The organism is Aquimarina aggregata, from assembly GCF_001632745.1.
GTDB lineage: Bacteria > Bacteroidota > Bacteroidia > Flavobacteriales > Flavobacteriaceae > Aquimarina > Aquimarina aggregata.
In genome coordinates, this window is record NZ_LQRT01000035.1 from 341,722 (window position 1) to 355,469 (window position 13,748).

General features: G+C 30.9%; 14 protein-coding genes. 12 read left to right on the plus strand and 2 right to left on the minus strand.

The features are described 5' to 3' along the window. Positions 1-179: 179 nt before the first annotated feature. The 10 genes from AWE51_RS19830 to AWE51_RS19875 all read left to right on the plus strand — a co-directional run bounded on the left by AWE51_RS19830 (position 180) and on the right by AWE51_RS19875 (position 9,062). The gene (locus AWE51_RS19830) at positions 180-1,352 is read left to right on the plus strand and encodes a VWA domain-containing protein (RefSeq protein WP_066317811.1); all 1,173 of its coding nucleotides are present in this window, start codon (positions 180-182) and stop codon (positions 1,350-1,352) included. A 201-nt stretch (positions 1,353-1,553) separates the two neighbouring features. After that, positions 1,554-2,774, plus strand: a complete 1,221-nt coding sequence (locus tag AWE51_RS19835; RefSeq protein ID WP_066317225.1) for a hypothetical protein — start codon at positions 1,554-1,556, stop codon at positions 2,772-2,774. A gap of 14 nt (positions 2,775-2,788) precedes the next feature. After that, positions 2,789-3,577, plus strand: coding sequence for an alpha-ketoglutarate-dependent dioxygenase AlkB (locus tag AWE51_RS19840; protein ID WP_066317226.1), 789 nt, complete (start codon positions 2,789-2,791; stop codon positions 3,575-3,577). Beyond that, positions 3,574-4,089 carry a hypothetical protein gene (locus AWE51_RS19845; protein WP_066317228.1) on the plus strand — a complete coding sequence of 172 codons (516 nt, stop codon included), beginning with the start codon at positions 3,574-3,576 and terminating at the stop codon, positions 4,087-4,089. The genes AWE51_RS19840 and AWE51_RS19845 overlap by 4 nt, the downstream gene beginning before the upstream one ends. A gap of 131 nt (positions 4,090-4,220) precedes the next feature. After that, positions 4,221-4,691, plus strand: coding sequence for a DinB family protein (locus AWE51_RS19850; protein WP_066317231.1), 471 nt, complete (start codon positions 4,221-4,223; stop codon positions 4,689-4,691). A gap of 61 nt (positions 4,692-4,752) precedes the next feature. Continuing rightward, positions 4,753-5,403 (plus strand): ArsR/SmtB family transcription factor, encoded by a 651-nt coding sequence (locus AWE51_RS19855; protein WP_262482909.1) that lies wholly within the window; start codon positions 4,753-4,755, stop codon positions 5,401-5,403. 231 nt (positions 5,404-5,634) lie between these two features. Then, positions 5,635-6,180, plus strand: coding sequence for an HD domain-containing protein (locus AWE51_RS19860; protein WP_066317236.1), 546 nt, complete (start codon positions 5,635-5,637; stop codon positions 6,178-6,180). A gap of 7 nt (positions 6,181-6,187) precedes the next feature. Then, positions 6,188-6,649 (plus strand): hypothetical protein, encoded by a 462-nt coding sequence (locus tag AWE51_RS19865; protein ID WP_066317237.1) that lies wholly within the window; start codon positions 6,188-6,190, stop codon positions 6,647-6,649. Between the two features lie 145 nt (positions 6,650-6,794). After that, positions 6,795-7,856 (plus strand): helix-turn-helix domain-containing protein, encoded by a 1,062-nt coding sequence (locus tag AWE51_RS19870; RefSeq protein WP_066317238.1) that lies wholly within the window; start codon positions 6,795-6,797, stop codon positions 7,854-7,856. Positions 7,857-7,919: 63 nt separating this feature from the next. Continuing rightward, positions 7,920-9,062, plus strand: coding sequence for an NAD-dependent epimerase/dehydratase family protein (locus AWE51_RS19875; RefSeq protein ID WP_066317241.1), 1,143 nt, complete (start codon positions 7,920-7,922; stop codon positions 9,060-9,062). A 107-nt stretch (positions 9,063-9,169) separates the two neighbouring features. Here the strand turns inward: AWE51_RS19875 and AWE51_RS19880 are convergent, their stop codons facing one another. After that, positions 9,170-10,477: a phosphatidylserine decarboxylase gene (locus AWE51_RS19880; protein WP_066317243.1), complete on the minus strand. Its 1,308-nt coding sequence runs from the start codon at positions 10,475-10,477 to the stop codon at positions 9,170-9,172. A gap of 656 nt (positions 10,478-11,133) precedes the next feature. Here AWE51_RS19880 and AWE51_RS19885 point away from each other — a divergent pair. Next, on the plus strand, positions 11,134-11,472 hold the full coding sequence (locus AWE51_RS19885; RefSeq protein ID WP_066317245.1) for a hypothetical protein: 339 nt from the start codon (positions 11,134-11,136) through the stop codon (positions 11,470-11,472). Between the two features lie 39 nt (positions 11,473-11,511). On the opposite strand, the gene AWE51_RS19890 is transcribed toward AWE51_RS19885, so the two are convergent. Beyond that, a complete protein-coding gene (locus AWE51_RS19890) occupies positions 11,512-12,534 on the minus strand; it encodes a PorP/SprF family type IX secretion system membrane protein (RefSeq protein WP_066317247.1) in 1,023 nt (340 codons plus the stop codon). Positions 12,535-12,787: 253 nt separating this feature from the next. Here AWE51_RS19890 and AWE51_RS19895 point away from each other — a divergent pair, with 253 nt between their 5' ends. Beyond that, positions 12,788-13,693 carry a NifU family protein gene (locus tag AWE51_RS19895; protein WP_066317249.1) on the plus strand — a complete coding sequence of 302 codons (906 nt, stop codon included), beginning with the start codon at positions 12,788-12,790 and terminating at the stop codon, positions 13,691-13,693. Positions 13,694-13,748: the final 55 nt, after the last annotated feature.

A 13,748-nucleotide genomic window follows, 5' to 3' on the forward strand; every position in this document is an offset into this window, starting at 1 on the left:
GGGATAATAAAATCCTTATCCTACGGTTTAACTGATTTTCAGGACATTTTGTTCTTAAAAAAGGGTTTTTACTAATTAGAAATACGTGTTCACTCATTTATCATCGTCAATCCCTCATTATAGGTTTTATATCAAAAAAGATGCATCTAGTTTTACTTCAAATTAAAAAAAGGGAAACAATGAAGACATTTTATATTTGGAGTATTGCTAGTATACTATTTAGCATTTCTTGTACAGCGAATAATAAAAGTAATGCTAAGCTTTTATTTAACAACAATGACAATCATCTTATACAAACGATAAAAACAGACCCTAATACGCGTAATATACAGGTAGCATTATTATTAGATACCAGTAACAGTATGGATGGTCTTATCGATCAAGCTAAAGCACAATTATGGGAGATTGTGAATGAGCTTTCTTATGCCAAATGCGGGCACCATAGTATACAATTAGAAATTGCGTTATACGAGTACGGAAATGATGGTTTACCATCTCAAGAAGGTTTTATACGACAGGTACTCCCATTTTCTAATGATTTAGATGAAATTTCAAAAGAACTTTTTGCCTTAACCACAAATGGCGGAAATGAATATTGTGGTAAGGTAATCAACACATCGATTAATCAATTAAATTGGAAAAAGAGTAATGACCATCTTAAGTTAATATTTATAGCCGGAAATGAACCTTTTACACAAGGCCCAGTAAATTATAAGGACGCAGCTACTGATGCTGTAGAAAAAGATATTTCTATCAACACTATTTTTTGTGGCAACTTTAGACAAGGTGTCGATACCCGTTGGAAAGATGGAGCTGATATGACTAGAGGTGAATATACAGCCATTGATCACAATAGAGCTACAGTACATATTGCTACACCATATGATGATATTATCTTAGATCTTAATCATAAATTAAACGACACTTATATCTACTATGGTAGCAATGGCGCTCAAAAAAGAAGCACACAAGTCGCACAAGACAGCAATGCTCGCGCCTATAGTGAAGCCAATGCCGTAAGCAGAGCAGTAAGTAAAAGCTCTGGGTTTTATAAAAATAAAAGTTGGGACCTTATTGATGCCGCAGAAGACGAATCTTTTGAAGTAGAAGAAGTCGCTAAAGACAATCTACCTAAAGAACTTAAAGAAAAATCTAAAACAGAATTAAAACAATATATCGCAAAGAAAAGCAAAGACAGAAAAGAGATTCAGCAGAAAATACAAGAACTCAATAAAAAGCGTATTACCTATCTTAAAAATAATCGCAAGAAAAATGACTCGAACTTAGAAACCGCATTATTAAATGCAATAAAAAAACAAGGCAAAGAAAAGTCTTTTAGTTGGGAGGAATAATTCATATTCATTAATTGGAAAAAACACCACTAGAAATGTTACTATTTTTAGTGGTGTTTCTTTTTAGGTATATCTAAATACCAATCTCGATAATAGTTATACTTTAATAGGGACCAATGCATACAAACGAAAATATATGTACTTTTATATATATACAATTGTAACCCACAATAAAAAAAACATAGCGTAATCTTACATATGATGACCGAACTAAACACTGAAAATCAAATCTCGAAAAACAGAAACTTCTTAATAGACTTATCAGATCAAAATGATGATTCTCTAGATTTGAAATATTTAATACACAATTTTTGTGGTACAGTAGTAAAAGGCATTTCGGAAATTCAAAAGACATCTAATAAAATTAGAGTGTATGCCATTGGGCATATTGAACAGTTACAACACGAAACTGACACTGTTCTTATAATCAAAGAACTATCCTTTAATTATGAGAACATAGTTAAAAAGAATTTTAAAATTACAAGTCTTGGTAAAGCCCCAATTAATATGCATAATGCAGGTGTTTTTTATAGAGATTTTTTTGATAACATTGATTACTTCAATAAAATTAAATCTGAACATGAATTTCAAAATTTGACAGAATCAAATAAGGAATCAATGGCGTTAAGAAAAGGAATTTATTTAACTAAAGTCATCAAAGACAAAAAGGAAGCATTACATTTTAGGCTTTTAAGGTGCTCTAGTAACTTAACTGGACCAACTGATAATTTCCGAGAAACTGACGATCAAATTGTAAATTCACTAAATAATATAATACAATTTGATTTTGAAAAAAACACCAAATTGAATCATGTTTTAGCGCAAATTTATCTGAACAAGAAAAAAGATGAAAATACCTCCAAAGAAATAAAAGCAAAAATAAAAGCACATTCAGATAAAACCAAAGATATGCCCAAAGAAGGATTGATTGCTTTTTGTACTTTTTATGACAGCACTAATTTCGAAAAACTAACCCCCTCTAAAACAGATAAGTTTGATTGGTGTTACAAAAAATCTAGTGGATTAACGAAACTTCTATTTAAACTGAAAAACACAGTAAATGATGATTCTTTAGAAAGAGAGTTTAGTATAACCTTATATCCTAATTCTGTATTTTTAATTCCACTATCTACAAATAGATTATATACGCATGAAATTAAACCTTCTGTTTTAAATATTGACAAAATTCATGTCAGAATGGGCTACATCATACGTTGTTCTAACTTAGAAGCTACCTTTACAAATAATCAAACATACATAAAAGAAAATGGCGATTTGATAAAGCTCGAGCAGATGAATAGTAAAACAATGAATAATTTGCGAGACTCTTATTACAAAGAAAATAAATCTGAAAAAGTTGTTGACTACGGAAAAATTCATTTTAGTATGAATTCAGGAGACTACCAAAAACCGATATATTAATAATTTTAGATATAATGACTAAAATTGGATTTCATAAAATAGTACTTCCATTAGAGCAAAATTTATTTAATAAGTTTTCAAATTCAATTCAGTTTGAAGTAACCGGAAAAGGAAGGGTTGGTAATCATTTAGTAGGCCAAGATGATAAAGGAATTCCATTAGTTAGAACCACTACAAATTACAATATCCCAGCCTATATATTTTCTTCAAAACATAGAATAATCATTGATAGTATTAAATCAGGTGTTGATGATATTGAACTATCTTCATTAGATTTTAACAATGCCTTAATCGAAATATATGAGCAGAATTACACAAAAATGAAATATCATTCTGATCAATGTCTTGATGTAGACAAGGACTCTTATATTGCGCTTTTCTCTTGTTATGAAAGACCTGATGAGCTTTCAGAACAATCTATTAGAAAACTCAAAATCAAAGACAAAGAAACAAATGAAGAGTCAGAAATTTTATTAACTCATAATTCTGTGATATTGTTTTCTGTATCAACAAACTCAAAATATCTTCACAAGATTGTCTTAGAACAAGTAAAAGGCATGAAACCGTTAGCTTCTGATAATAGATGGTTAGGAATAACTTTTCGCAAGTCAAATACATTTATTCAATTCAAAGATGACATTCCATATTTTCCTAACAGAGAGGTTCTAAAATTGGCTAACGAAAATCAAAGAAAAGAATTTTTTAAATTAAGAGGAGAAGAAAACAAAAACATGAATTTTATCTATCCACAACTTAATTACACTCTGAGTTTGGCAGATACCTTACCACCAAAAAAAACATGAACATTACAATTAAAGTAATATGCTTCGTTTTTCTTTTATCCACTTTTGGTCTAACAAAGAATAAAGATGCGCAACCTTTTTCTAACAAATCACTACTTAAATCTGATTTTTTAGCTTCTGGGTTTTATGTATTAAATGATTCTTTAGGTACTAAGCGAATTCTTCAAGGAACTAATGAATATTACTTTATAGAATCAAAATCTAAAATTCCTATTCATGCTCTGGAGAAAGTAAAAATTTCATTTGTAAAAAATAAAATTTTTGGTAAGGTCGAAAAACGTTTCGGTTTACTATTCAAATTAGATCCAAAAGGAGAAAATGAAATAAAAAACATGTCAAAAATTGCTCTGAAAAAAAGAGCTAAAATAGGTCTGATAATTAAAAATAAATTAATAATCGCATCTTATATGGGCTCTGAAATAACCAACACTCCCTTTTTTATAGAAACAAATACTTCTAAAGAAGATTTAAAAAACTTAGAAAAAATCATTAAAAAAGAACTAAAAAACTAAACAATAAAGTCTTTCATATAGTAGTATCCTATCAAATTTCAAAACCACAGTACATTCAAGAATGAACTATTGCATAAAATCATCATTTATTTTTATACCCGAATAAATAACGATATTTTTAAAAGTAGCATATGAACTCAATTGAAATTATACTATTAAATTTTTCAGAAACAAGACGAAGAAGTATAAAGTTATGGAAGGGTATCCCTGATGAATTTTTAAACTGGAAACCCGATCAAAAAGCCTTTTCAATTCTTGAAATGATTAGACACACACTTGAAACCGAACATTTGTTTCATACTATTATAAAAAATCGAGGGGATTTAGGAGATTATAAATCTCCTTGGATGGATTTAGAATATTCTAATTTAGAAAATGAGCTTGCCATTGCTAAAAAATATCGTGAAGATTTCATTTCTATGATTCAGAACTTAACGGCATCTGATTTAAAGACTATCAGGATCGAACGAAGAGAAGTAGGTCAAAGTAAAAACCTAGGAGATTATTTAAATAGAATCGCTTATCATGAATCTGTACATACAGGTCAAATGTTAGGATATTTAAGAACATTAGGCGTTAACCGGCCATTAATATGGGATTAAACAAATACAAAACTACACCATCATCGAAGAATTAGAAAATCAGTTTAGTAAAATAGCTTCTATTTTAGGAGACAAATCTCGTGCTATCATTTTATGGAGCTTACTTGATGGTAGGGCATATACAGCAACAGAATTGGCAATAAGTGCAAATATCTCTAGGCAATCGGCTAGTAATCACTTAACTAAACTTACAGAAGTCCAATTATTAACTGTAGAAAAACAAGGTCGTCATAGGTATTATAAACTTGCTAACGCCAAAGTTGCGCATGTTATAGAATCTATGGCCAGTTTAATTTCTTTAACAAAAGAGTATAAAAAAACTAACGCCCCCAAATTAACCGACTTCACCTATTTTAGAACTTGTTATGATCATATCGCAGGGAGTGTTGGTGTTAAAATAACAAATGCCCTACTAAATCATAAAATCATAGAAGTTTCTGGCAAAGATTACAAGGTCACAAATTCAGGAAAAAAATGGTTTAACAGTCTGGGTATAGATATTGATGCTATTAAACAAAAAAAACGTTCTTTCGCTTTTCAATGTTTAGATTGGAGCGAAAGAAAACATCATATTGCAGGAGCATTAGGAGCTTCGATCCTTGAAACAATGATAGAAAAAGATTGGATACGTAAAAAGGCAAACTCAAGAGAGTTAACAATGACTTCAACTGGAAAAAAAGAATTAAAGAATAGATTAAATATAGACGTATAATGTTTTTTATGATAAAATGTTAAAAAAATAACCAAACCTGATTTCCTAAATCAATACTCAAAATACAATAGATCATTCCATGGTTTGTCCTTCCGGTTCAATCAAAAAAATAAAAAATAACACTTTGATTCCATAGAAATTCAAAACTTTAGTATTTTTAATTGGATGGAAGAACAAAACAAATCAACACATTGCAAAAACTGCGCAAAAAATTCATTGTAAAATATTATTATGACGCAAGAACTATATCAAAAGGCTATTAAATTTGCTGGAGAAAAACATAGTGAACAAAAAGTTCCCGGAACAAATGCCAATTACCTTGTACATATCTCTAATGTCGCCATGGAAGTACTACTTGCCTATAATTTTGATAATTCTTTTGATCATAATTTTGCTATACAAATCGCTATTTTACATGATACAATAGAAGATACTGACACAAACTACGAAGAAATCAAATCTACGTTTGATGAATCTATAGCAAAAGCTGTACTAGCACTAACAAAAAATGAAAAAATACATTCTAAAAAAGAAAGAATGATTGACAGTTTAGCTCGTATAAACAAATTGCAAAAAGAAGTCGGGATCGTCAAAATAGCAGATCGAATTACCAACTTACAGTCTCCTCCAGGGCATTGGTCAAAAGATAAAGTAGTTAAATACTATGAAGAAGCTAAGCTAATATCCTTTGAGTTAAAAAATAAAAACAAGTATTTAAACAAACGACTAGAAACAAAAATTAAGGAGTACAAAGCAAAAATTAGTGAATTAGACTAATCATAAAATGGAAATTGTAATAACAAAAGGTAAAAATCGAAATACATTAACCTGCAAAAGAGTAGATGGAACCATAACTTCTGAAAATTTAGGACCTGACATTCCTAATCATGATATTGCTCATTATGTTATTGAAAAAAGGTTTAAGATGAAAAATGGGTTTTATGGAAAAATAAAATCAGGTATGACAATTACTGAATTATCTGATAAGGACGTTATTAAAAACTTGGGATCAGAAACTTGGTTATCCGAAATAATGTCACGAAATCTCCAATCTATTGGTTCTGGTGCCGCAAATATTGATCAATACATCCAATTAATAAATTGGGAGGCAAAAAGTATTGGTAACATTCCAGTTCCTAATATGGATACAACAGACATAATAGAAATGAAATCAGAATTTGATCTGATTTGTGAAAAGTGGAACGTAATACCCGAAAATGGCGAACTAAGCTTAAAATTTGAATAGATTATAATTTTATTTAAGTACTAGATATAAATTAAAGGTAGTGCATAACCCTATTCTTGTACTTTATCTACTTGATATAATTAAATGATTAGCTCCTAAAATTGATCCGTATTGTATATTTATAAAGTAAATTTATCCTTTTAAAATGTCAAATGCATTAGTTATAATTTTTGGAATCGGTGCAATCCAATGCATTTTGTTTGCCCTGCTCATTCTTTTAAAAAAGCAAAGAAAGTCATCTGATTGGGTTTTGTTTTCTTGGTTTATCATATTTTTTGTTCATTTAGTGTTAGGAATAGGTAAAAAAACAAACCCAACCCAAAGTATCGAAATCTGTATAATGACCATTGGTTTTTTGCATGGTCCGCTTTTTTTATTTTATGCAAAAACAATCTTTACAATACCTATTAAGAAAGTAGAAGTACTACACTTGTTTCCTTTTGCATTTTTTACCATTCTTAGTTTTTTTATTAACGAAGAAAAAGAGCAGTTATGGGAAATTGTAATTCTTATCGTAAAATTAATTTCTTTGATATTTTATCCCTTATACATTCTATATGTGCATCACAAAAAAATTACTTTATTAAAAACCAATATAGCCGATAATAGTATCTGGGAGTTTTCTTGGATAAGGATAATTGCATTTATATTTTTAGTTAGTACTGGAGTTAGTATGATACGACTTGCAACAGAACTTATTGTAGGAGTTACATATTTTGAATTTCTAGATGGATTACGTTATGTAATCTTGATTATTGTTATCGGGTTTTACGGATTAAAATATGGTATGGTTTACAAACCAGAAGGACACTTAAATATGATCGCACATGATAAAAAATACAAACACAGTCCTTTAAAAAATGGTGAGATTAATACATTTACAAATACAATTAATCGTTTCTTTCAGGACAATGATGCCTACCTCCTTCCTGATTTTTCATTAACAACTTTATCAGAATCTGTACAAATTCCTAAACATCACCTTTCTCAAATTATAAACTCAGAAATGCATACTACTTTTTATGACTTAGTAAATTCAAAAAGAGTGGCATATGCAGTGCAAAGAATACAAGAAGGAACGAATCTCACTCTAGAAGGTTTAGGGTATGAGTGTGGTTTTAATTCTAAATCTGCTTTCTTTTCTAACTTTAAAAAAAATATAGGCAAAACTCCAGGTCAATTCAAAAAAGAAATAAGTACTGATTAATTAAGAGGTTCCAATACCTCCAATTAACTTCTTTTTTTTGTATTCAGATATAAAATGAATCATATGGATAAAAGAGAGTTTATTAAAACAGTCGGAGCGGCCTCATTATGCACATTTATAAACCCACTAGATGCCTTAGGGTTTAACTTACTAAATACACAAAATAAAAAAGTACTCATCCTTGGCGGAAGAGGTTTTCTGGGCCCTTCTATTGTTGAAGCATTTTTGACATCCGGGTATCAAGTTACTTTATTAAACAGAGGAAAAACTAATCCTCACCTTTTTAAAAACCTACCAATTATAATTTGCGACCGAGAAAAAGAAAATAAAAAAGGACTGAAAGAAATACCTCAAAAATATAAAGACACGTATTGGGATGTTGTTATTGACACATGGCAAAAGTCTCCAAAATCAGTTGCAGATTTCCTTGACGAGTTTAAAGGTCGTTTTGGACATTATCACTATATATCTTCGATCTCTGTTTATGATAAATGGGATAAAAAATTTATTGTAGAAACCGAACCGTTAAACCCACTCCCTAAATCTCCAAAAACTATAAGCGAAGATTTTAGATATGCCATAAGAAAAACATTTGCTGAAGAAGCTATTAGAGAGCGAATTAATAATTTTACCATATACCGATCCCACGGCATGAGAGATTTTAGAGTTGGAGGACTAGGAAATCCAGATGCTGAACCCTTTTGGCCTGTTAGATTTTATAGAGGAGGAACTATTGCATTGCCTTATGAAGAAAACCATCACATGCAAGTTACTGACATAAAAAGTTTAGTTAATTTTATTTTGCAATGCTCGATAGCCAAGACCTATGGATCATACAACGTTGCATATCATCCAACACCTTTTAAAGATTATGTATCTAGTCTTATTCATGCTACCAAAGTTCCCGAAAAAATGCATTGGATTGATGGTGATTTTTTTATAAAAAATGAATTAATTCCGTATAAAATAGTTCCCTTCTGGAGACAAAAACCTAAAGGATTCTATCATTTCAATGTTCAAAAGGCTATCAATGCAGGATTAGTAAATCGACCTATGGTCAATATGATTACTGATCAAATAAATGGATACAAAAGTAGATATCCAAATGATGATGTTCAATTTGGAGAAATCATAAACGGGAAACAAGTAAAATATTACTCTGCCAAAAAAGAAAAAGAAGTTATACAAAAATGGCTAAACAGATAGAAGCATTATAAGTAAAAGGGTGAAATCAAGTTTAACCGATTCACCCTTTTATTGCATCTCAATGTTAAATCAACAAGGAGTAACAAACTTTTAAGTTTACATTTTAATTATTTATTATAATACACAGCAGTTTGACCATACTGAAAATGAATTGGATTATGTCCGGGGTCTTTTTTGAACATATATAGATCACTAGGATCTTTTTCGAACAACATGATAATATCAGATCCTCCAAACCTAAATTTACCAAACTCTTGTCCTTTGACCACTGTTTTATGTTCTAGTTCTGTATACATCTCAACACCCGATACCTGACACATCCCTATAGGTAGGATAGCTACTTTACCTACTACATCACCCCCATCTACAATAACCAATCCTCTAGCTTGCGTAAACTCATATCCATCAGTAGCGCCATCCGGAGCATCCCATTGCCCATCTTCGGTCATATTTACGTTCAAGTATACTTTACCTAATATCGCTTTGATCTCTAAAATCTTACCGCTAACAGGTGTATGAAAACGATGATAATCAAACGGACTCAAAAAGTAATGCACAAAAGTCCCACCATAAAAATCCTTAGCATATGGGCTATCACTTAATAATTCATCGATGGTTCCAATACTATGTGTTTTTTTAAATGTTACTCTTGTTTTTTCACCACTTTCATCCAGTACATTTCCGTTACTATCAATAGGGTAATCTTCTTTAAAAGTACAATCTGCCGGCGCAACAATTGTTGTATTCGTTTTCGGTTCTGCAATAGGACGTAACGGTGTTATTCCTGTCTCTGGATGAGCATTATTAAATTCTCTAAAGAAAAATGTATTAAAAGTATTCCAACTTTTCTCATTATCCGAATATAAAGGATAATTATACATCGTGTCGTATTTAAAAGAATGCAAACTTTCTTTTGTTAATGATGGTGGAGTATCAAGAAAACTACCCCATGCCTTTGCAAACTCAACCAACCAGGCAGCAAACTTTTCAAAATCCTGCATGGTATGCTTACTCCCTTCTATTTTTTGATCTACCAGCCAGTAAAACTGACATAACAGATCATATACCTTTTGGTTGTATCCATTTTGTTTCCCATTACTTTTCCATGCATTTGGATAATTGGGATTGTCACTCTCATTTGGGACAAGTCGTACATATAAATCTAGATAGTCTAAGTATGTAGGAATGGTAATAGGCCATCCATTTCCTTTAAACTCCTCATTTATGGCCTTATAAAGATCAGGGTTAAGATTTTTTTGAGCCAAAAAGTTTGCTTTTTCTAATGAAGCCAATAACGCCAAACGCATTTCTTTATTGCTATCAAGAAGTGCTTTTAATTTTTCTACAACCGAAGTGTGAACATTTCTTCTTAAACTAAGAGTTTCTACTTCTTCGAATGTTAATGTGTCTGCCATTTTTCAAATTTGTTATACTTACCTACTCTATTTAAAAATAGCTTTTCGGATTCCGCTATTCATAATCAAAAAAGGAATGTATTTCTTAATCTAAATTGTTATTTTTTTGATTACGCCTAAATTTAAAAAGAAGTGTTCAGAAATTTTATTTCATTGTATTTCACTACACATCAATTATTACACAAACCACTATTAAACAAATATTTAAACCTAACAACTACTGTAAAAACGTGGTGTAATTCTACTTATTATTTGGAGTATTTTTACAATGCATTAAACCTAAAATGAGCAATTAATTCTATTGCTCTAAAACGAGTTAAGACAGAAATGATTTTGAATTTGCTAAGATGATAGATCACCAGACAAAGGATCTTACCATATTTACAAATAGAACATCGACATAAAAGCGATCTATATAAAGGCCAATTTATGTAGCACAAAAACTACAATCCCAGAACTATTTTGTCTACGTGACAATACGACCTTTAAACACTCTATATCTAATACTGCAGTAGCAATTTCATTTACTATAAAGAACTAATAGAGAGCACTTTTCAAAGACAAATTCTTAGAAAAAGTATTGTTGTTTTTGTTTCATAACCAGAATTTTCCTTTTTTCGTTATAACCTATTGAGTCCGCGTATAAATCAAAAAAAATGAAAATTAATTTAAACAACAAAAGATTTACATCTATTTCAAATACTAATAATGCGGAGGTATCTTCTGCAACTATTTTTCGATACTATCAAAAACAAAATGTAGTTTGGGCATCCTATAATGGAGGTCAAATAGTACAAGGTCATTTAATTGGTAAGATCGTTAATGATCATTTAGAGTTTGTATATCATCACATTAATCTCAATAACGAAATTATGACAGGGGAGTGCAAATCATATCCCGAAATTACTATTGGTGGTAAAATTTTGCTTAAAGAATTTTGGAAATGGACCTGTAAAGATCATAGCTCTGGTGAGTCTACGTTACTTGAAATGTAATCTTTGCATTTTAATCAAATAAAATGTCCTAATACTTATTTAGTTTTTCGAATTTACCGCAGGGCAATCACAATTCCATCTTTCTTTACGCTTTCCGAAATCATACCCTAGTGTAAGCTGGTGAAAACCTCCATTACTTAGTACCACAGAATTAGATTGGTAACTATAGGTATAGCCCACCATCCATTGTTTGTAGTTAACTCCAAGAAATGGGGTAATATATTGCAATTGTTGGTTTTCTACTAAAAAACCATCTTGAGAAAATTCTGCACCATCTAAACTACGTCTGTATGACAGTCCCCCCCAAAGCGTTGCAACTTCAAATTCTCTATACAACTTGGCATTTACGTCAATTGTACTTTCTTTAGTTTGATCAGTAGCTTGATACATTACAGAAGGCTCAACACTCCAAGGACCCCCTCTTAACTTAAAAAATCTTCCTAATGAGAAAATATACCTTCGTTGATTATTAGACTCTGTAATGGGTGTATCATTATTGAAAATATCTCTTGTTGTAGGTAAGATATTCTTAACTGTAAAATGTGCATACCACTCTAAATAGTTATATGACATCCCTACATCCATATTATAATATGAATCTTTTTGTACTCTATCTAAAATAACAGGATCAGGATCAGAGGGATCATCGAGTCCTCTTAGATCAACATTTGATTGAATAAATCCTCCGCTTACTCCAAAGGAAAGCATATTTAAGTCCGACCGATCTCTAGAAAATAATAAATGATAAGCAAAAGTTACGTACACTCCTGTTTGGGAGAATCGCCCATTTTCATCTTTAAATACAATTCCACCAAGACCAGTTTTCTCACCGATTCTTGTACTCATATTTAACGTTTGTAAATTTGGAGCATCGTCTACATTGAACCATTGCTTCCTGGCGGTTAGTCTAATTTTGTTTGCATTTGCAGCACCAGCCATGGCAGGATGCACCAAATATAAATTATCAGATAAATAGTCAGCGAATACAGGAATTCCCTCTTGCGCAAAAACAATTCGGGAAAACAAAAGTAATACTACTACATAAGTTGTCTTTAAGTTCATTTGGGCACTATCTTTTACGGGGCTAAAATAGAGTTAGTGAATTAAATGTAAACTACTAAAAACAGTTTATATTGTGGGGCTTCACTACAAATTTTTAATTACACCATTACTTTTTGATCTCTCCAAAGATATAAATTTTTGTCAGAAACCAATATTTTAAGTTTTTTAAGTACAATAAGTTAAAAAATGTTAGTAGTTGGGATAGGATAATGTTATCGTATTGCTTTTTAGTAAATTTGCCAAAAATTAGCACATGGAAAAGAATTTTGAAATAAAGATTGAAGCTACTTCGAACCCTAGTATAGTTAAATTCGAAGCTAACTACTTCTTAACGCAACATACTAGTTATGAATTCGAAAATATAGATCAGGCAAAGAGTTCTCCATTAGCCCAACAATTATTTTATTTACCTTTTGTAAGAAGAGTCTTTATCGCACAAAACTTTGTTGCTATAGATAAATATGATATTGTAGAATGGTCTGATGTTCAAGATGAAGTAGCGGCCCAAATTAAAACATATCTTGATAGTGGTCAAGAGGTGATTACCGAGACAGAGACTGTTAAAAAAACGGCAATAACGATCTACGCAGAAAGCACTCCAAACCCAGCTGTACTTAAATTTGTAGCAAATAAAAAACTTGTTACGGCAGGGCATGAATTTAAAAGCATTGATGATGCTAAAGAAGCACCTATAGTTCAAGAGTTATTTCATTTCCCTTTTATTAAAGAGGTTTATATTGATGAAAATTACATCTCTATCAATAAATACGATATGGCCGATTGGAATGACATTACAATTGAGATACGAGAATTTTTACGCAACTATTTAGAACAGGGCAAAGAAGTATTATCAGCTAATGCAACCACATCTAAAACAGAAACGGAACAACAAGCAGATGTAGACTTTGAAAAACTTGACGATGTCTCTAAAGATATTGTAAATATTATTGAAGAATATATTAAACCAGCTGTTGCAAGTGATGGAGGTAATATTTTATTTGATTCTTATGATCCAGAAAGCAAAGGCGTGAAAGTAGTTTTACAAGGCGCATGTAGTGGTTGCCCTTCTTCAACATTTACCTTAAAAAATGGTATAGAAAATATGCTAAAAGAAATGTTGAAAGGCAAAGTTGAATATGTAGAAGCAATAAATGGGTAGTTTACCGACTAACCTTTAATTACATCGAAAAAATTGCCAAAAGAACATCGGTTTT

Coding starts and splice junctions, on each gene's coding strand:
- AWE51_RS19870 (WP_066317238.1), top strand. CDS start 6,795: ATGTCAAATGCATTAGTTATAATTTTTGGAATCGGTGCAATCCAATGC.
- AWE51_RS19860 (WP_066317236.1), top strand. CDS start 5,635: ATGACGCAAGAACTATATCAAAAGGCTATTAAATTTGCTGGAGAAAAA.
- AWE51_RS19845 (WP_066317228.1), top strand. CDS start 3,574: ATGAACATTACAATTAAAGTAATATGCTTCGTTTTTCTTTTATCCACT.
- AWE51_RS19885 (WP_066317245.1), top strand. CDS start 11,134: ATGAAAATTAATTTAAACAACAAAAGATTTACATCTATTTCAAATACT.
- AWE51_RS19890 (WP_066317247.1), bottom strand. CDS start 12,534: ATGAACTTAAAGACAACTTATGTAGTAGTATTACTTTTGTTTTCCCGA.
- AWE51_RS19880 (WP_066317243.1), bottom strand. CDS start 10,477: ATGGCAGACACATTAACATTCGAAGAAGTAGAAACTCTTAGTTTAAGA.
- AWE51_RS19875 (WP_066317241.1), top strand. CDS start 7,920: ATGGATAAAAGAGAGTTTATTAAAACAGTCGGAGCGGCCTCATTATGC.
- AWE51_RS19830 (WP_066317811.1), top strand. CDS start 180: ATGAAGACATTTTATATTTGGAGTATTGCTAGTATACTATTTAGCATT.
- AWE51_RS19865 (WP_066317237.1), top strand. CDS start 6,188: ATGGAAATTGTAATAACAAAAGGTAAAAATCGAAATACATTAACCTGC.
- AWE51_RS19840 (WP_066317226.1), top strand. CDS start 2,789: ATGACTAAAATTGGATTTCATAAAATAGTACTTCCATTAGAGCAAAAT.
- AWE51_RS19850 (WP_066317231.1), top strand. CDS start 4,221: ATGAACTCAATTGAAATTATACTATTAAATTTTTCAGAAACAAGACGA.
- AWE51_RS19835 (WP_066317225.1), top strand. CDS start 1,554: ATGACCGAACTAAACACTGAAAATCAAATCTCGAAAAACAGAAACTTC.
- AWE51_RS19895 (WP_066317249.1), top strand. CDS start 12,788: ATGGAAAAGAATTTTGAAATAAAGATTGAAGCTACTTCGAACCCTAGT.